Raw genomic sequence first — 17,725 nt, forward strand, 5'->3', positions numbered from 1 at the left:
TCTGGTCGTTATACCGGAACAGTAAAGGAGTATGAACCCGATTATCAAACGTTAGGCTGCGTAATGTGATTCAGACAAAGGAAAGGCCTACAAAATAGATCTTGTAGGCCTGATAAGAGCAATATCTTCAGTGAGTTAAAAGACTTATCCCATTCCCCAGAAAATCACTGCCAGCAGCTGTGGAGTAATAATACGCAGGAACATCACCAGTGGATAAACCGTGGCATAAGAGAGCGCTGCCGCACCGCTGGTAGCATGGAGGTTGTTGGCAAACGCCAGCGCAGGTGGATCGGTCATGGAACCAGCCAACATTCCGCACAGCGTCAGGTAGTTCATTTTGGCAAAGATACGCGCCAGTATCCCGACGGTAATCAGCGGAATAGCGGTGATAAAGATGCCATAGCCAACCCAACTCAGACCATCTCCCTGCATCAACGTATCGACAAAATCACCACCTGACTTCAGGCCAACTACCGCCAGAAAGAGCACAATACCTAACTCACGCAGCGCCAGGTTGGCGCTCGGCGGCATAAACCAGTACAGCTTGCCGATGCTGCCAATACGTCCAAGTATCAGCGCCATAATTAGCGGACCACCGGCCAGCCCCAGCTTTAACGCCACCGGGAAGCCTGGGATAAACAACGGAATGGACCCCAACAAAACCCCAAGCCCGATGCCGATAAACACTGGCAACATCTGCACCTGTTGCAGTTTTTGCTGCGCGTTGCCCACGACATTGGCAACGGCATCGATGGACGAGGGGCGTCCAACCAGATTGAGAATATCCCCAAACTGCAAGCTGGCATCACTGCTGGCGACCAACTCAACGCCCGCACGGTTCAGTCGAGAGATCACCACGTCGTAGCGCTCTTTAAAGTGCAGGTCACGGATCCGTTTACCAAGTACCTGCTCGTTAGTCACCACCACGCGCTCAACGCGCAAATCCGTTCCCCGCGTCGACAGAGAGGTATCCACTTCCTGCCCAATCACGACCTGCGCGTTGTGCAGGTCGGCAGGCTGCCCAACCAGATGTAACAAGTCGCCCAATTGGATAATCGTCCCCGGCGACGGCACCATCAACGTCTCTTCACGTTTCAGGCGAGAGCAGATGATTTTATCGCTATTCAGAATAGGCACATCCTGAATCGCCATATTGTTGAGGTTCGGGTTCTCAACACGAATGTTCATCGTCTGAATCAGCGCATGTCCGTTAGTAAGCGTTGATTCATGCTGCTTAGCCTCTGCCTCAACATTGACGCGAAAAATAAGACGCATCAACCACATAGTGAGCAAGATACCGCAAATACCGAAAGGATAAGCCATGGCATAGCTCATCCCCATCTGATCTACGATATCAACAGGTGTACCCAAATCGCGCAGAATTTGCTGCCCCGCGCCCAGCGCCGGGGTATTGGTGACCGCACCGGAGAATATTCCCAGCACGACAGGAAGAGGAATGGCAAAAATCTTATGCAGAAGAGCGGTGACCAGCCCCCCCATAATGACGATCAGGACGGCGAAAAGATTCAGGCGTAAGCCCGAAACCCGCAGAGAAGCAAAGAAGCCCGGCCCCACCTGAATTCCGATGGTATACACAAACAGTATCAGGCCAAACTCCTGAATAAAATGCAGCATGTCACCGCTCAGAGTCATCCCTGCCTGATCGACAAAATGCCCGACAATGATACCGCCGAACAGCACGCCCCCGATGCCAAAACCAACGCCGCGTATTTTGATGTTGCCGATCCATAACCCGACAACCGCCACCAATGCCAGAACGCTGACCGTCAATGCTATATCACTCATTATCCTGTTCCCTGTGAATAACATCATTAAGTAAATGGATTCTGGCAGAGTACAGGCGCAAAGTATGGGTGGTAAAGCACAAAAAAAGCCCCGTCATTTATGGCGGGGCAAAGGCAAGGAGCTAATTAGCTATTTAATGCGGGACGTTCGCTAATGGCAATCCGCTGCGGCGGAATAGTTTCTGGCTCATTGCGAATTAAATCGATGTGCAGCAAGCCATTAGTGAAGCTTGCGCCGGAGACTTCCATATTTTCTGCCAGAGTAAAACTCAGGCTAAAGGACTGAGTTACCAGCCCCTGGTGCAGCCATTTGGTCTCTTTATCCGGCTGCTGCGGCGTGCCTTTCACGGTCAGGCGAGTGCCTTCCAGTTGAATATCCAGATCTTCCTGGCGGAAACCAGCTAACGCAAGGGTAATGCGGTAGTGGTTATCATCGCTCTTTTCGATGTTATAGGGTGGGAAGCTCTGGCTTTCACCGCTGTTTTGCAAAGCATTGGCCAGTTTGTCAAAACCAATCCATTGACGCAGCAGTGGGGATAAGTCGTAATTACGCATAGTCATTTCTCCTTCTAAGAAGCGAGTAAGTACCTGCGAATCCAAGGATTCGCATATGCTCCCTGACGGCGAGCATGGGATAGCAGGCCGCCTGACGCGGCCCAACAGAATTAGTTGATTTCGATACGGCGCGGTTTGTTCGCTTCCGGGATCACGCGCTCAAGCTCGATATACAGCAGACCGTTCACCAGGTTTGCACCACGAACATGAATGTTCTCAGCCAACTGGAACTTGCGTTCAAAGTTGCGCTCGGCAATACCCTGATACAGGTAAGTACGTTCTTTTTGCTCGTCCGCATGAGCGCCTTTTACCACCAGCAAATTATCCTGGGCGGTAATCTCCAGCTCGCTTTCAGCAAAGCCCGCAACGGCAATCGCAATGCGATAATGGTTTTCGTCTACCAGCTCAACGTTATACGGAGGGTAGCCACCATTGCTCTGGCTCTGATTGCTTTCCAGAAGGTTAAACAGACGATCAAAACCAATTGCAGAACGGTACAGTGGGGATAAGTCAAAGTTACGCATAATCAATAGCTCCTGAAATCAGCGAGAATGTTAGACCTTCCATCATGGACAGGTCAGGTAGCCAGGACACCCATCAGGCGTGCCCTTCATGTGTCTACATCCTAAAAATGGGTCTTAATACAAACTTTTCAAGCGTATTCATCTGACTTTTTTTGCAGTTTGTTGTCTATTGCATACACTGGGTGGACAGTCGTTGTCGTTAGAGTGCGATAGCCGCCGTAGTGCGACATGATGGTGACGTTATTTTTCGCAATGGATCGCGATAACTCATCAGGCAAATACCGATGATTAACAGATGAATAAATGATGATAAAAAAAATGTTGTTAACAGTGATAATGTACAGCGCGATGGTCTTAGTGAGTGGCTGCTCCAGCGTAATGTCGCATACCGGGGGCAAAGAGGGGACCTATCCTGGCACTCGCGCCAGCGCTACGATGATAAGCGAAAGCGATACAAACTGGGGAACAAAGTCGCTGGCCATTCTGGATATGCCATTTACCGCTGTCCTGGATACGATACTACTCCCGTGGGATCTTTTCCGTTCAGATAACTCAGTCAGATCCCGCGTAGAAAGGAGTGAGGAGAGAACGCAAGTCACCAACTCCGTTATCCCCCCGGCGAGTATGCCCGCCCCTTAAGTTACCGCCCGGTTTCCGCCACCCATAGCTGACGGAAACCCTCGACATCCTCCATCCACGCGACCTGTTGACCATCAGGTGAGAACACGATCGCATCTGCGGAAGGTGGATTACCGTGACGCTCGGTTAAATAATCAATTTTTCCGGTCTGCGCATCACAGCAGACAATTCGGTTTTCCAGCACAAATCCCAGCCATTTTCCCGACGGATGCCAGTTGAACGCTGACTGAATATCCGTAGTACATCGCGTAAGCTGACGAGGTACACCGCCCTGTGGTGAGATCAGCCACAGCTGCACAACACCGCTATCATCACGCATCAGAAACGCAATTTCAGACGCCTTTGGATTACTGCGCACCCAATGGCGGGGCTGATTCACCAGCCCTGGAAAGGCGCGGTTATGTGTAAACGTCAGGCGACGCTGAGCCACACCAGATGGCGGTGCTGGCATTGTCGATTCAGTCCCTTCCAGAGGCGCATAACCTGGCTGTTTCCAGCCGCCTTCATTCCTCGGTGTATCAACGATGAACAGCTCCGGAACTTTCTCGCCATTTACAGACAGCGTGTCACCAATAAACGCCAGCGTATGATTTCCCACCCAACCTTCTTCGTAGGCGCGGTTTATCTCATCGCTGCCCGGCCGTGGCGCAGGCGTAGTCTGGCTCACCAGTACGCACCAGTAGCTACCGCTGTACTCACGCGGGTGCTGTGCGGACACGTTCACCGGCCCATAAGGTGCAGCCACCCCGACGTTACGTAAATCCAGCGCCGGATCGCGTTCATGCAATACATGGTCGTTGTAGGTGAAGCTGACAAACTCTCCGTTCGGGCTGAAGACATGGACATGACTACCGCCGCGCAACGCTCCTGGCGTGTACGGCGAGGTAATATCCATAGCATCCAGATTAACCACCCCACGCGGTCCAGCAATCACGCCACGGCGATGATGGAAATCGTAACGCCAGTGTTCATCTGGATTCTCAGGCCCATGAATAAAAACATATTTTTCCGATTTTGGATGAACGGTCACTACGCCGACATGCGCCCCCTGCGTAGCGCGATAAACCACCTCAAGCTCGCCGGTATGAATATTAACGCGTTCAATCGTCTCACCGGTAAACGATGCGCCGGAAGGACGAACATCAAAAACCAGCCACTGGCTGTCCGGGGTCCAGGTGTTGATATTGGTAAGCTGATGATTACGCGGCGTAAAGGTGATTTGCTTCATGAAGAGCCCTGATACAAGACGATTTAAGCAATCATACTTCACAAGGACTTCACTTTCAGGCTTTAGCGTATCGCTATCTTAATTATTGCGGACAGAAAGATGGAACATTTTGACGTAGCGATTATCGGCTTAGGCCCGGCAGGTGCAGCGCTGGCGCGACAGTTGAGCGGAAAAATGCGTGTGATTGCACTGGATAAAAAACGCCAGTGTGGAAATGAAGGATTTACCAAACCCTGCGGTGGTTTGCTTGCTCCTGATGCCCAGAGATCGTTTATCCGCGACGGAATTACGCTACCCGTTGATGTCATCGCCAACCCGCAGATTTTTAGTGTTAAAACGATCGATACAGCGGCATCACTAACGCGCAATTACCAGCGTAGCTACATCAACATTAACCGACATGCTTTTGATTTATGGCTGAAATCTCTTATTCCTGATGATGTGAGAATTTACCACGACAGCCTGTGTCGAAAAATCTGGCACGAGGACGGTAAATGGCATGTGATATTCCGCGCAGACGGTTGGGAACAGCAGATTACAGCCCGTTATCTGGTCGGTGCCGACGGAGCGAATTCACTGGTGCGCCGTCATCTCTACCCACAACATCAAATCCGTAAATATGTCGCCATTCAGCAGTGGTTTGCTGAACAACATCCCGTACCGTTTTACTCGTGTATTTTTGATAACGATGCTACGGACTGTTACTCCTGGAGTATCAGCAAAGACGGATTTTTTATCTTCGGTGGCGCATACCCAATGAAGGATGGTCAGGCACGCTTTGAAGCGCTGAAAACAAAGATGGAGACGTTCCATTTTCAGTTCGGTAAACCGGTAAAAAGCGAGAAATGCACGGTGCTGTTCCCATCACGCTGGTCGGACTTTGTCTGCGGTGAAAAAAACGCATTTCTGATTGGTGAAGCTGCCGGATTTATCAGCGCCAGCTCGCTGGAGGGAATTAGCTATGCGCTGGACAGCGCGGAGATCCTGAAATGCGTACTCCTGCAGGGAGCGCCAGATATCAATAACGCTTACCGCAAAGCCACCCGCAAACTGCGTATCAAGCTGTATGGCAAGATCCTTAAGAGTCGGGCATTAACATCAGCACAAGCACGTAAATGGATAATGCAAAGCGGCGTTGCACATATCCCGTCAGGTCAGGAAGAGCAGCCCACCGTGACACCCGGCGGGCTGATTGAAGAGCATTAACCTACGCGTTTCACATCACCAACCAGCAGGATGTATGACATCGCGCCAATCAGGGCAACAGCGGAGATATAGACCAGCGCGGGCTGTAAATAAAAGTGGCTGACTTATTTCAGCGCAAACTTCTCAATGGCATACGCCACGCCGTCTTCAAGGTTGGATTTCGTCACGAAGTTGGCAATCTCTTTCACAGACGGAATGGCGTTGTCCATTGCAACACCCATACCTGCGTACTCGAGCATCGCGATGTCATTTTCCTGATCGCCTATCGCCATGACCTCTTCGGCTTTGATTCCCAGCGCATCCGCCAGTGATTTTACACCGGTGCCTTTATTGACACGTTTATCCAGAATTTCGAGGAAGTACGGCGCACTTTTCAGCACGGTATACTTTTCTTTCACTTCAGCCGGAATACGCGCTATCGCTTTATCGAGGATCTCTGGCTCGTCAATCATCATCACTTTCAGGAACTGGGTTGCCGGATCCATCTTCTCTGCTTCGCAGAACACCAGCGGAATGGTCGCGACAAAAGATTCATGCACCGTATAGTAACTAATATCGCGGTTAGCCGTATAAAGCGTGTTGCGATCGAGTGCGTGGAAGTGTGAACCCACTTCACGAGACAGCTGTTCCAGGTAACGATAATCATCATAGCTCAGCGCAGTTTGTGCAACGGTACTGCCATCCCCCGCTTTCTGCACCAGCGCACCGTTGTAGGTAATGCAGTAGTCACCGGGTTGTTCCATGTGAAGTTCTTTCAGGTAGCTATGGACGCCGGCATACGGGCGACCCGTGGTCAGCACCACGTTTATACCACGCGCGCGCGCCGCGGCAATCGCCGTTTTGACCGCAGGTGAAATGGTGTGATCGGGCAGCAGAAGTGTGCCATCCATATCGATAGCAATAAGTTTGATAGCCATGAGTTCCCCGGATTAAATGAGTCCATCCTCATGCTAACGCGATTCCGCTCAAAAAACAGCAACGAAAAAGGGATAGGAAGAGGAACCAGGATTCCCCTTTTGTGGGCAAAAAAATACCCGGTTGCACAACACAACCGGGTAGATTCATCCAGGATAACGATTAGATATCGATGTTTGCCGCTTTCAGGGCGTTCTCTTCGATAAACGCACGACGCGGTTCAACGGCGTCACCCATCAACGTAGTGAACAACTGGTCAGCAGCAATCGCGTCTTTCACCGTCACGCGCAGCATGCGGCGGCTTTCCGGATCCATGGTGGTTTCCCACAGCTGTTCCGGGTTCATTTCACCCAGACCTTTATAACGCTGAATAGACAAACCACGACGGGACTCTTTCACCAGCCAATCCAGTGCCTGCTCGAAGCTGGCAACAGGCTGACGACGCTCACCACGTTCGATAAACGCATCGTCTTCGATCAGGCCGCGCAGTTTCTCACCCAACGTGCAAAGACGACGGTATTCACCACCAGTCACAAACTCATGCTCCAGCGGGTAATCGGTATCAACACCGTGAGTACGTACGCGGATCACCGGTTCGAACAGGTTCAGTTCAGCGTCCTTACGCACGATGCTATTCCAGGTGCTACCGTGCATTTCATTTTCATTCAGCACGTTAACCAGCTGAGAAACCCAGGCCGTTACTTTAGCTTCATCAGCCAGATCGGCTTCAGCCAGCGTCGGTTGGTACACCAGTTCCTTCAGCAGTGAGCGAGGATAGCGACGCTCCATGCGACCAATCATTTTCTGCGTAGCATTGTACTCAGAGACCAGTTTTTCCAGTGCTTCACCTGCCAACGCCGGAGCGTGGGCATTTGTATGCAACGTAGCACCATCAAGGGCGATAGAGATCTGGTATTGATCCATCGCTTCATCATCTTTGATGTACTGTTCCTGCTTCCCTTTCTTCACTTTGTACAGCGGCGGCTGGGCAATGTAGACGTGGCCACGCTCTACGATTTCCGGCATCTGACGATAGAAGAAGGTCAACAGCAGCGTACGGATGTGCGAGCCGTCGACGTCCGCATCGGTCATGATGATAATGCTGTGGTAGCGCAGTTTATCCGGGTTGTACTCGTCGCGACCGATGCCGCAACCGAGCGCAGTAATCAGCGTCGCCACTTCCTGAGAAGAGAGCATCTTGTCGAAGCGTGCCTTCTCAACGTTGAGGATTTTACCTTTCAGCGGCAGAATCGCCTGGTTCTTACGGTTACGCCCCTGCTTCGCAGAGCCGCCCGCGGAGTCCCCTTCCACCAGGTACAGTTCAGAGTGGGCCGGGTCACGCTCCTGACAGTCTGCCAGTTTGCCCGGCAGACCCGCTAAGTCCAGCGCGCCTTTACGGCGAGTCATTTCACGAGCACGACGTGCAGCTTCGCGCGCGCGCGCAGCGTCGATGATTTTGCCAACGACGATTTTCGCGTCCGACGGATTTTCCAGCAGGTATTCGCTCAGCAGTTCGTTCATCTGCTGTTCTACCGCTGATTTAACCTCGGAGGAGACCAGCTTGTCTTTGGTCTGCGAAGAGAATTTCGGATCCGGCACTTTTACGGAAACAACGGCAATCAAACCTTCACGGGCATCGTCACCAGTGGCACTGACTTTCGCTTTTTTGCTGTAGCCTTCTTTGTCCATGTAGGCGTTCAGAGTACGGGTCATCGCCGCACGGAAGCCTGCAAGGTGAGTACCGCCATCACGCTGCGGAATGTTGTTGGTGAAGCAGTAGATGTTTTCCTGGAAACCATCATTCCACTGCAGCGCAACTTCAACGCCGATACCGTCTTTTTCAGTAGAGAAGTAGAAGATATTCGGGTGGATCGGCGTTTTATTTTTGTTGAGGTATTCAACAAACGCCTTAATGCCGCCTTCGTAGTGGAAATGGTCTTCTTTGCCGTCGCGCTTATCACGCAGGCGGATGGATACGCCGGAGTTCAGGAATGACAGCTCGCGCAGGCGTTTCGCCAGAATATCGTATTCAAATTCAACGACATTGGTGAAGGTTTCATGGCTTGGCCAGAAACGTACCTGGGTACCCGTAGCTTCGGTCTCACCGGTTACCGCCAGCGGCGCTTGCGGCACGCCGTGCACGTAAGTTTGCTGATGCACTTTGCCTTCACGACGAATCACCAGCTCCAGTTTCTGCGACAGGGCGTTAACCACGGAAACACCTACGCCGTGCAGACCGCCGGACACTTTATAAGAGTTATCATCGAATTTACCGCCTGCGTGCAGAACGGTCATGATAACTTCTGCCGCCGAAACGCCCTCTTCAGGGTGAATCCCGGTTGGGATACCACGGCCATCATCGGTAACGGACACGGAGTTGTCAGCGTGAATCGTCACGACGATATCTTTACAGTGACCCGCGAGCGCTTCGTCGATAGCGTTATCTACCACCTCGAATACCATGTGGTGCAGACCGGTGCCGTCATCCGTGTCGCCGATATACATACCCGGGCGCTTACGCACCGCATCCAGTCCTTTCAGGACTTTGATACTGGAGGAGTCATAAGAATTCGACATCAACGTTTCTCGCTCATTTTATCTTGGGTTAATCCGTTATTTTACCCTTTTCCACGGTGAACATCTTCGAATTTTTGTCCGACATGTCCAGAACGTGTTCAGCGCTAATTGCGCTGACAAAGACCTGAGATTGCGTGGCTTTTAAGCGACTGGCAAGCAGTCCGCGACGCGCATCATCCAGTTCAGAGGCAAAATCATCTATCAGGTACAGGCAGCGCCGTCCGCTTTCACGGGTCAGGAACTCCCCTTGCGCCAGACGCAAGGCGCACATCAGCAGCTTTAACTGTCCACGAGACAACGTATCTTCCACCGGCGCACCGTCAGCGCGTATACGGAAATCCGCTTTATGCGGACCGTGCGCGGTGTAAGTCAACATGCGGTCACGTTCAAAACTGCGTTCCAGCACCTCTGCGTAATCAGTCTCTTTCTCCCAGCCACGCTGGAAAGAGAAAGAGAGAGAGAACTCGGGAAGAAACTGCTGGCAGGTATCCGCCATATCCTGCGCGATACCGGCGCTGTACTCCGCGCGCCAGGTACTGATTTGTTCCGCCAGCGGGATCAGTTCTTTATCCCACGGACGTAGTTGCTCATAACGACTCACCTGGCGCAGCGCCGCATTGCGCTGCTTGAGCAGACGCTTCAGGTTGCTCCAGGCGGTGAAAAATCCGGCTTCATTGTGAAAGCACCCCCAGTCAAGGAATGCTCTCCTGTATTTGGGGCCGCCGTTGAGTAAAGTAAACCCCTCAGGCGTGATCAACTGCATCGGCATCAAGTGCGCCAGTTCAGCAACCTTGTGACCGTCGGTGCCGTCAATACGCACTTTGCTGTCACCCAGCTTATCTTTTGTCAGGCCAATCGACGTTTCACGCTCCGTACCCTGCAAACGCCCGTGTAATACAAACGACTCCTGCTCGTGACGAATGACACGACCAATCTGCAAACTGCGAAACGCCCGACCGTGGCCCAGCGTATAGATAGCTTCCAGCACGCTGGTTTTGCCGCTGCCGTTAGCTCCTACCAGGAAGTTAAAGCCAGGAGATAAAGCAAGATCCGCGCTTTCAATATTGCGGAAATCTTTAATGAGAAGGCGCGTTAGTGACATATCAGGGTTTCTTCAGGCCAGGGCGATCGGCGCAGCCAGCTTCAACGCGGCCTGCGCACAGCCCCTGGAGCGTACACGAAGTACGTGACAGGGGCGAGCACAGCCCAGGTTGAAAATGGCAAGTAAGATAGCCCGCTATTTTCCACTACAGTCTCATTGGCATAACAACATAGGCAGCCGACTGTGATGCGGCATCTTCAATCTGCACGCTGGAAACAGAGTCGGTCAGCATAATACGGACGTTTTCGCACTTCAGCGCGTTCAGTACATCCAGCACGTAGCTAACGTTGAAGCCGATTTCCATTTCAGTCCCTGGGTAGGTGACGTCGAGGATCTCTTCCGCTTCTTCCTGTTCCGGGTTGTTCGCCGTGATTTTGAGCTGATTCTCACTGACGTACAGACGCACGCCGCGGAACTTCTCATTAGAGAGGATCGCCGCACGGGCAAATGCCTGCTTGAGAATATCGCAGCCTGCTTCCAGGTGTTTGTCCGGGTTCTTCGGTAGCACGCGGCGATAATCCGGGAAACGACCGTCAACCAGCTTGGAAGTGAAAATAAAGTCACCGACGTGTGCTCGGATGTTGTTGCTGCCAATTTGCACTCGCAGCGGGTTGTCGCCGCCGTCAAGCATACGCATCAGCTCAATAACACCTTTACGCGGCACAATCACCGAATGGTTGGGCAGAGATTGTCCAACCGGCATAGAGCAGACTGCCAGACGGTGACCATCGGTCGCCACGGTACGCAACTCTTCACCTTCGGTTTCAAACAGCATGCCGTTTAAGTAATAGCGCACGTCCTGATGAGCCATTGAAAACTGCGTGGCCTCAATCAGGCGCTTCATTGTGGCCTGCGGTAGGGTGAATTCAACTTCGCTCTGCCAGTCATCCAGATTCGGAAAGTCGGCGGCAGGTAGCGTGGAAAGTGAGAAACGGCTGCGGCCAGAACGCACCAGCATGCGGTCGCCTTCCAGTTGAACGGCGATTTCAGCCCCTTCCGGCAGCCCACGACAAATGTCGAAAAATTTACGTGCCGGAACGGTAGTCGCACCTGGTTCATGAGGCTGAATCAGCGCAACGCGTGCCACCATTTCCATTTCAAGATCGGTACCGGTCAGAGAAAGCGTACCATCCGCAACCTGTAGCAACAGATTTCCGAGAATCGGCAGTGTAGGACGACCACCCAGCGGGCCGCTGACCTGCTGAAGCGGTTTTAATAAATGTTCACGTTCAACGGTAAATTTCATAGCGTCACGAAGATAATGTTCTGATTAAATTGGAGAAATCTTCTTTAATATCATGGCTTTCTTCACGCAACTGCTCAATCTTGCGGCAGGCATGAAGCACGGTAGTATGGTCACGCCCACCAAACGCGTCGCCAATTTCCGGCAGACTGTGGTTGGTGAGCTCTTTTGCCAGCGCCATCGCCATCTGACGCGGGCGAGCTACCGAGCGAGATCGACGCTTAGAAAGCAGATCCGCAATTTTGATTTTGTAGTACTCCGCCACCGTCTTTTGGATATTGTCGATGGTGACCAGTTTTTCCTGCAATGCCAGCAGATCGCGCAGCGCTTCACGCACAAAGTCGATAGTGATCGCCCGGCCGGTAAAGTTGGCGTTGGCAATCACTCGGTTCAGTGCGCCTTCCAGTTCACGCACGTTAGAGCGTAGACGCTTGGCAATAAAGAACGCCACCTCGCCCGGCAGACGAATGTCGTTTTCGTCCGCTTTCTTCATCAGGATCGCCACTCGCGTTTCCAGCTCTGGCGGTTCGATCGCGACAGTCAATCCCCAGCCGAAGCGGGATTTCAGACGATCTTCAACACCGTTGATCTCTTTCGGATAGCGATCCGATGTCAGGATGATCTGCTGATTACCTTCCAGTAGGGCATTGAAGGTGTGGAAAAACTCTTCCTGAGATCGTTCTTTGTTGGCAAAGAATTGAATATCGTCAATCAGCAACGCATCAACAGAACGGTAGTAGCGTTTAAACTCTTCGATCGCATTGTTTTGCAGGGCCTTAACCATGTCCTGGACAAAACGCTCGGAGTGCATATACACCACTTTCGCATTCGGCTTGCGTGCCATGATCCCGTTACCGACGGCATGCAACAGGTGGGTTTTACCCAAGCCAGTACCGCCATACAGGAATAAAGGATTGTAGGCACCGCCAGGATTGTCCGCCACCTGACGTGCCGCCGCGCGCGCCAGTTGGTTAGATTTACCTTCAACGAAGTTATCAAACGTGTGTTTGACGTTAACGTTAGAGCGATAGGTGTGTTCTGCCGGAGCGGGAACGTTATCCCAGCCCGGGCGCGCCGCCGGTGCGGCACGTTGCGGCTGTACTTGTTGCGCGACATACGCAGGCGCCACAACGTTATTAACCGGCGTCTTCAGCGTTTGCGTGACGGGTTTTGTACCGACTTCAAAACGCAGCTGCGGGGCATCCGCACCACAGAAGCTATTCAGTAATCCATTGATGTTGTTAAGGTATTTATCCCTTACCCAATCGAGCACAAAACGGTTTGGCGCATACAAAGCCAGCGTGTTATCGCTCAGTTCCGCCTGCAACGGGCGTATCCACATACTGAATTCTGTGGCTGGTAACTCATCCTGCAATCGGGCAAGACACTGCTGCCAAAGCGAAAGTGACACGGCGGACTCCACTCGAACAAAAGTCGATAAATGACAAAGGCTGAAACATTCATGATTGTTGGCGCACGTCGAAAAGACCCTGCAAGAGGGTGACGCACGAACCGCTGTCTGCGGTTATATGCCCGATCAGGATCCAATGAAACGATCAGGACCGCGGATCATAGCCTAAACTGCGCGAGAGATCTTCTGTTTCTCACAGATTCTTCCCGATTTATCCACAGGATGATCCAGAATCGGCTAAGTGTAAACGATCCTGGAGAAGTGCTGCAGGTTTTCGCGCGCATATTGAAAAAATTAATGAGCAAAGCGGCTTTTTTGCTTAAACGATCTAATAAAGATCCCGGGCGATCCTTGCGCTTTATCCGCCAGCCCGTATAATTCTTACCCCCAGCGAGTAACGGTCGCCTCACGGCGTCAACGCTGCCTGTTTTTTACGCGAAACCATGCGGAAAAAAGCGGGAAATAAGGAAAGAGAATTGACTCCGGAGTGTACAATTATTACAATCCGGCCTCTTTAATCACCCACACTGTGGCGTAAGTCGTTCGATATTCGTTCGGGTATACGCAAAAGTCAGTGAATTTATTCAAGTTTAGGTAGAAATCGCCATGAAACGCACTTTTCAACCGTCTGTACTGAAGCGCAACCGTTCTCACGGCTTCCGTGCTCGTATGGCTAATAAAAATGGTCGTCAGGTTCTGGCACGTCGTCGTGCTAAAGGCCGTTCTCGTCTGACCGTTTCTAAGTAATAAAAGCTAGCCCCTGAGTGGTTAAGCTCGCATTTCCCAGGGAGTTACGTTTGTTAACTCCCACTCATTTCACATTCGTCTTCCAGCAGCCACAACGGGCTGGCACGCCGCAAATCACCATCCTCGGCCGCCTGAATTCGCTGGGGCATCCCCGTATCGGTCTTACAGTCGCCAAGAAAAACGTTCGACGCGCACATGAACGCAATCGGATTAAACGTCTGACGCGTGAAAGTTTTCGTCTTCGTCAGCACGAACTTCCAGCAATGGATTTCGTGGTGGTGGCTAAAAAAGGGGTTGCTGACCTCGATAACCGTGCTCTCTCGGAAGCGTTGGAAAAATTATGGCGTCGCCATTGTCGCCTGGCTCGCGGGTCCTGATAGCCCTCATTCGGGTCTATCAACGCCTTATCAGTCCGCTGCTTGGGCCGCATTGCCGTTTCACTCCAACCTGTTCGAGCTACGGAATTGAGGCATTGCGCAGGTTTGGAGTGATAAAAGGCAGTTGGTTGACGGTGAAACGCGTATTAAAATGCCACCCTTTACACCCTGGTGGTGACGATCCCGTCCCGCCCGGACCATTTGATACCAGAGAACACTAACGATGGATTCGCAACGCAATCTTTTAGTCATCGCTTTGCTGTTCGTGTCTTTCATGATCTGGCAAGCCTGGGAGCAGGATAAAAATCCTCAACCTCAAGCTCAACAGACCACGCAGACAACGACCACCGCAGCGGGTAGCGCCGCCGACCAGGGCGTACCGGCCAGTGGCCAGGGGAAACTGATTACGGTTAAGACTGACGTGCTTGATCTGACCATCAACACCCGTGGTGGTGATGTGGAACAGGCCTCGCTGCCAGCTTACCCGAAAGAACTCGGTTCTACCGAGCCGTTCCAGTTACTGGAAACCACGCCACAGTTCATCTATCAGGCGCAAAGTGGCCTGACAGGTCGCGATGGCCCGGATAACCCGGCTAACGGCCCGCGTCCGCTGTACAACGTCGAAAAAGACGCCTTTGTACTGGCTGACGGTCAGAACGAACTGCAGATCCCGATGACCTATACTGACGCAGCGGGCAACACATTCACTAAAACGTTTGTCCTCAAGCGTGGTGAATATGCTGTCAACGTTAACTACAGCGTGCAGAACGCCAGCGAGAAACCGCTGGAAGTCTCCACCTTTGGTCAGCTGAAGCAATCCATCAATCTGCCATCTCATCGTGACACTGGTAGCAGCAACTTTGCGCTGCACACCTTCCGTGGCGCAGCGTACTCCACGCCTGATGAGAAGTATGAAAAATACAAGTTCGACACCATTGCTGAAAACGAAAACCTGAACGTCAATGCTAAAGACGGCTGGGTAGCAATGCTGCAACAGTATTTTGCAACGGCATGGGTTCCGCGTAACGACGGCACCAATAACTTCTACACCGCTAATCTGGGTAACGGCATTGCCGCTATCGGCTATAAATCTCAGCCGGTACTGGTACAGCCTGGCCAGACTGGTGCGATGACCAGCACCCTGTGGGTTGGTCCGGAAATTCAGGATAAAATGGCGGCAGTTGCTCCGCACCTGGATCTGACCGTGGATTACGGCTGGCTGTGGTTCATCTCCCAACCTCTGTTCAAACTGCTGAAGTTCATCCACAGCTTCCTGGGTAACTGGGGCTTCTCCATCATCGTTATCACCTTTATCGTTCGTGGCATCATGTACCCGCTGACCAAAGCGCAGTACACCTCCATGGCGAAGATGCGTATGCTGCAGCCGAAGATTCAGGCAATGCGTGAGCGTCTGGGCGATGACAAACAGCGTCAGAGCCAGGAAATGATGGCACTGTACAAAGCTGAGAAGGTTAACCCACTGGGTGGCTGTTTCCCTCTGATCATCCAGATGCCAATCTTCCTGGCGTTGTACTACATGCTGATGGGATCCATTGAACTGCGTCATGCGCCGTTCGCTCTGTGGATCCATGACCTGTCTGCACAGGACCCGTACTACATCCTGCCGATCCTGATGGGCGTGACGATGTTCTTCATTCAGAAGATGTCTCCGACCACAGTGACCGACCCGATGCAGCAGAAGATCATGACCTTTATGCCGGTCATCTTCACCGTGTTCTTCCTGTGGTTCCCGTCAGGTCTGGTGCTGTACTATATCGTCAGCAACCTGGTAACCATTATTCAGCAGCAGTTGATTTACCGTGGTCTGGAGAAGCGTGGCCTGCATAGCCGCGAGAAGAAAAACTCCTGATTCGGTGAGTTAACGCTAAAATAAGGGCGGTCAGATGACCGCCTTTTTTATTTGTATTCAGCGAGACATATCATGAGCCATAACGACACCATCGTCGCTCAGGCAACCCCACCGGGACGTGGTGGTGTGGGTATTCTGCGTATCTCCGGCCTTAAAGCGCGCGAAGTCGCCGAAACCGTACTGGGCAAACTGCCAAAACCGCGTTATGCAGACTATCTGCCATTTAAAGACGCAGATGGCAGTGCGCTGGATCAGGGGATTGCCCTGTGGTTTCCCGGACCGAACTCCTTTACTGGTGAAGATGTTTTAGAGCTTCAGGGTCACGGCGGACCGGTCATTCTCGATCTGCTGTTAAAACGCATTCTGACGATTCCAGGCCTGCGCATTGCCAGACCCGGCGAGTTCTCTGAGCGTGCATTTCTTAACGATAAGCTCGATTTAGCTCAGGCAGAGGCCATTGCCGACCTGATTGATGCCAGCTCGGAACAAGCTGCACGCTCGGCGCTAAACTCGTTGCAAGGTGCATTTTCTTCCCGCGTGAACCACCTTGTGGAAGCACTCACTCACCTGCGCATCTATGTGGAAGCAGCGATTGATTTCCCGGACGAGGAAATAGACTTTCTTTCCGACGGCAAAATTGAAGCGCAGCTCAATAGCGTCATCAGTGATCTTGATGCTGTTCGTGCCGAAGCGCGTCAGGGCAGCCTGTTGCGTGAAGGGATGAAAGTAGTCATTGCCGGACGTCCTAACGCAGGCAAATCAAGCCTGTTGAACGCACTGGCGGGGCGTGAAGCAGCGATCGTGACCGATATTGCCGGAACCACCCGCGACGTACTGCGCGAGCACATTCATATCGACGGTATGCCGCTGCATATCATCGATACCGCCGGTCTGCGCGACGCAAACGATGAAGTTGAGCGTATTGGTATCGAACGCGCCTGGCAGGAGATAGAACAAGCCGACCGCGTGCTGTTTATGGTTGATGGCACCACCACGAACGCAGTAGATCCAGCAGAAATATGGCCTGACTTTATTGCACGTCTGCCTGCGAAGCTACCGATTACGGTCGTGCGTAACAAAGCGGATATCACTGGCGAAACACTGGGTCTTAGCGAAGTAAATGGCCACTCACTGGTTCGCCTCTCTGCGCGTACCGGCGAAGGCGTGGACGTACTGCGCAACCATCTCAAGCAGAGCATGGGTTTTGAAACAAATATGGAAGGCGGCTTCCTGGCGCGTCGTCGTCATCTGCAAGCCCTGGCTGAAGCGGCAGAGCATCTCCAGCAAGGGAAAGCTCAGTTGCTGGGTGCGTGGGCTGGAGAGTTGCTGGCGGAAGAACTGCGACTGGCGCAACAAAACCTCAGTGAGATAACCGGAGAGTTTACTTCCGACGATCTGCTGGGCAGGATTTTCTCCAGTTTCTGTATTGGCAAGTAAGCGCTAATTTTGGCTTTTAATTTGAGAGAGTGCTTTTGTCGAGAAATTGAAAGCTAGGCGCAAGAAGGTGGAGAACCCATGCTTACCGG

At 52.2% G+C, this 17,725-nt stretch carries 17 protein-coding genes, 1 pseudogene and 1 other annotated feature; of the genes and pseudogenes, 8 read left to right on the forward strand and 10 right to left on the reverse strand.

Going from position 1 to position 17,725, the window contains the following annotated elements:
- Positions 1-144: 144 nt before the first annotated feature.
- From AACS05_RS23410 to ibpA, 3 genes are all read right to left on the reverse strand, one after another.
- Complete coding sequence (locus AACS05_RS23410; protein WP_045448941.1) at positions 145-1,806, reverse strand: putative transporter; 1,662 nt, start codon at positions 1,804-1,806, stop codon at positions 145-147.
- Positions 1,807-1,931: 125 nt separating this feature from the next.
- Positions 1,932-2,360: a small heat shock chaperone IbpB gene (gene ibpB / locus AACS05_RS23415; protein ID WP_045448943.1), complete on the reverse strand. Its 429-nt coding sequence runs from the start codon at positions 2,358-2,360 to the stop codon at positions 1,932-1,934.
- A 110-nt stretch (positions 2,361-2,470) separates the two neighbouring features.
- Entirely contained in the window at positions 2,471-2,884 is a 414-nt protein-coding gene (ibpA, locus tag AACS05_RS23420; RefSeq protein WP_045448945.1) for a small heat shock chaperone IbpA, read from the reverse strand.
- Positions 2,878-2,950, reverse strand: a sequence feature (ROSE (Repression Of Heat Shock gene Expression) occurs in the 5'-region of heat shock genes and acts as an RNA thermometer to modulate expression.). It overlaps the preceding gene by 7 nt.
- Before the next feature lie 240 nt (positions 2,951-3,190).
- Between ibpA and AACS05_RS23425 the strand changes: the two genes are divergently transcribed.
- Positions 3,191-3,523, forward strand: coding sequence for a YceK/YidQ family lipoprotein (locus tag AACS05_RS23425; protein ID WP_190284582.1), 333 nt, complete (start codon positions 3,191-3,193; stop codon positions 3,521-3,523).
- A 1-nt stretch (position 3,524) separates the two neighbouring features.
- Here AACS05_RS23425 and AACS05_RS23430 read toward each other — a convergent pair whose 3' ends face one another.
- Positions 3,525-4,751, reverse strand: a complete 1,227-nt coding sequence (locus tag AACS05_RS23430; protein WP_045448949.1) for a DUF3748 domain-containing protein — start codon at positions 4,749-4,751, stop codon at positions 3,525-3,527.
- Between the two features lie 99 nt (positions 4,752-4,850).
- On the opposite strand from AACS05_RS23430, the gene cbrA reads away from it, so the two are divergent.
- Positions 4,851-5,957, forward strand: a complete 1,107-nt coding sequence (gene cbrA, locus AACS05_RS23435) for a colicin M resistance lipid reductase CbrA (RefSeq protein ID WP_045448951.1) — start codon at positions 4,851-4,853, stop codon at positions 5,955-5,957.
- Here the strand turns inward: cbrA and AACS05_RS23440 are convergent.
- The 6 genes and pseudogenes from AACS05_RS23440 to dnaA all read right to left on the reverse strand — a co-directional run.
- Positions 5,954-6,040: pseudogene (locus AACS05_RS23440) on the reverse strand (hypothetical protein); the annotation flags it as partial. The gene cbrA and the pseudogene AACS05_RS23440 sit on opposite strands and share 4 nt — an antisense overlap.
- 21 nt (positions 6,041-6,061) lie before the next feature.
- Positions 6,062-6,874 carry a sugar-phosphatase gene (yidA, locus tag AACS05_RS23445; RefSeq protein WP_045448953.1) on the reverse strand — a complete coding sequence of 271 codons (813 nt, stop codon included), beginning with the start codon at positions 6,872-6,874 and terminating at the stop codon, positions 6,062-6,064.
- 160 nt (positions 6,875-7,034) lie between these two features.
- Positions 7,035-9,449: a DNA topoisomerase (ATP-hydrolyzing) subunit B gene (gene gyrB / locus AACS05_RS23450; protein ID WP_045448955.1), complete on the reverse strand. Its 2,415-nt coding sequence runs from the start codon at positions 9,447-9,449 to the stop codon at positions 7,035-7,037.
- 28 nt (positions 9,450-9,477) lie between these two features.
- On the reverse strand, positions 9,478-10,551 hold the full coding sequence (gene recF / locus AACS05_RS23455) for a DNA replication/repair protein RecF (protein ID WP_045448956.1): 1,074 nt from the start codon (positions 10,549-10,551) through the stop codon (positions 9,478-9,480).
- A gap of 145 nt (positions 10,552-10,696) precedes the next feature.
- Complete coding sequence (gene dnaN / locus AACS05_RS23460) at positions 10,697-11,797, reverse strand: DNA polymerase III subunit beta (RefSeq protein WP_045448958.1); 1,101 nt, start codon at positions 11,795-11,797, stop codon at positions 10,697-10,699.
- Positions 11,798-11,801: 4 nt separating this feature from the next.
- A complete protein-coding gene (gene dnaA, locus AACS05_RS23465) occupies positions 11,802-13,205 on the reverse strand; it encodes a chromosomal replication initiator protein DnaA (RefSeq protein WP_045448960.1) in 1,404 nt (467 codons plus the stop codon).
- Between the two features lie 297 nt (positions 13,206-13,502).
- Between dnaA and AACS05_RS25040 the strand changes: the two genes are divergently transcribed.
- From AACS05_RS25040 to mnmE, 6 genes are all read left to right on the forward strand, one after another.
- A complete protein-coding gene (locus AACS05_RS25040; protein WP_442854990.1) occupies positions 13,503-13,583 on the forward strand; it encodes a hypothetical protein in 81 nt (26 codons plus the stop codon).
- A 228-nt stretch (positions 13,584-13,811) separates the two neighbouring features.
- A complete protein-coding gene (gene rpmH / locus AACS05_RS23470; RefSeq protein ID WP_003023858.1) occupies positions 13,812-13,952 on the forward strand; it encodes a 50S ribosomal protein L34 in 141 nt (46 codons plus the stop codon).
- 17 nt (positions 13,953-13,969) lie between these two features.
- Positions 13,970-14,329: a ribonuclease P protein component gene (gene rnpA / locus AACS05_RS23475; RefSeq protein WP_045448963.1), complete on the forward strand. Its 360-nt coding sequence runs from the start codon at positions 13,970-13,972 to the stop codon at positions 14,327-14,329.
- Positions 14,293-14,550, forward strand: a complete 258-nt coding sequence (gene yidD, locus AACS05_RS23480) for a membrane protein insertion efficiency factor YidD (protein ID WP_003023846.1) — start codon at positions 14,293-14,295, stop codon at positions 14,548-14,550. The genes rnpA and yidD overlap by 37 nt, the downstream gene beginning before the upstream one ends.
- A 2-nt stretch (positions 14,551-14,552) precedes the next feature.
- Positions 14,553-16,199, forward strand: a complete 1,647-nt coding sequence (gene yidC, locus AACS05_RS23485) for a membrane protein insertase YidC (RefSeq protein WP_045448966.1) — start codon at positions 14,553-14,555, stop codon at positions 16,197-16,199.
- A gap of 72 nt (positions 16,200-16,271) precedes the next feature.
- Positions 16,272-17,636 (forward strand): tRNA uridine-5-carboxymethylaminomethyl(34) synthesis GTPase MnmE, encoded by a 1,365-nt coding sequence (gene mnmE, locus AACS05_RS23490; protein WP_045448968.1) that lies wholly within the window; start codon positions 16,272-16,274, stop codon positions 17,634-17,636.
- Positions 17,637-17,725: the final 89 nt, after the last annotated feature.

The sequence above is a fragment of the Citrobacter sp. S-77 genome (assembly GCF_963864895.1).
Taxonomy (GTDB): domain Bacteria; phylum Pseudomonadota; class Gammaproteobacteria; order Enterobacterales; family Enterobacteriaceae; genus Citrobacter; species Citrobacter murliniae.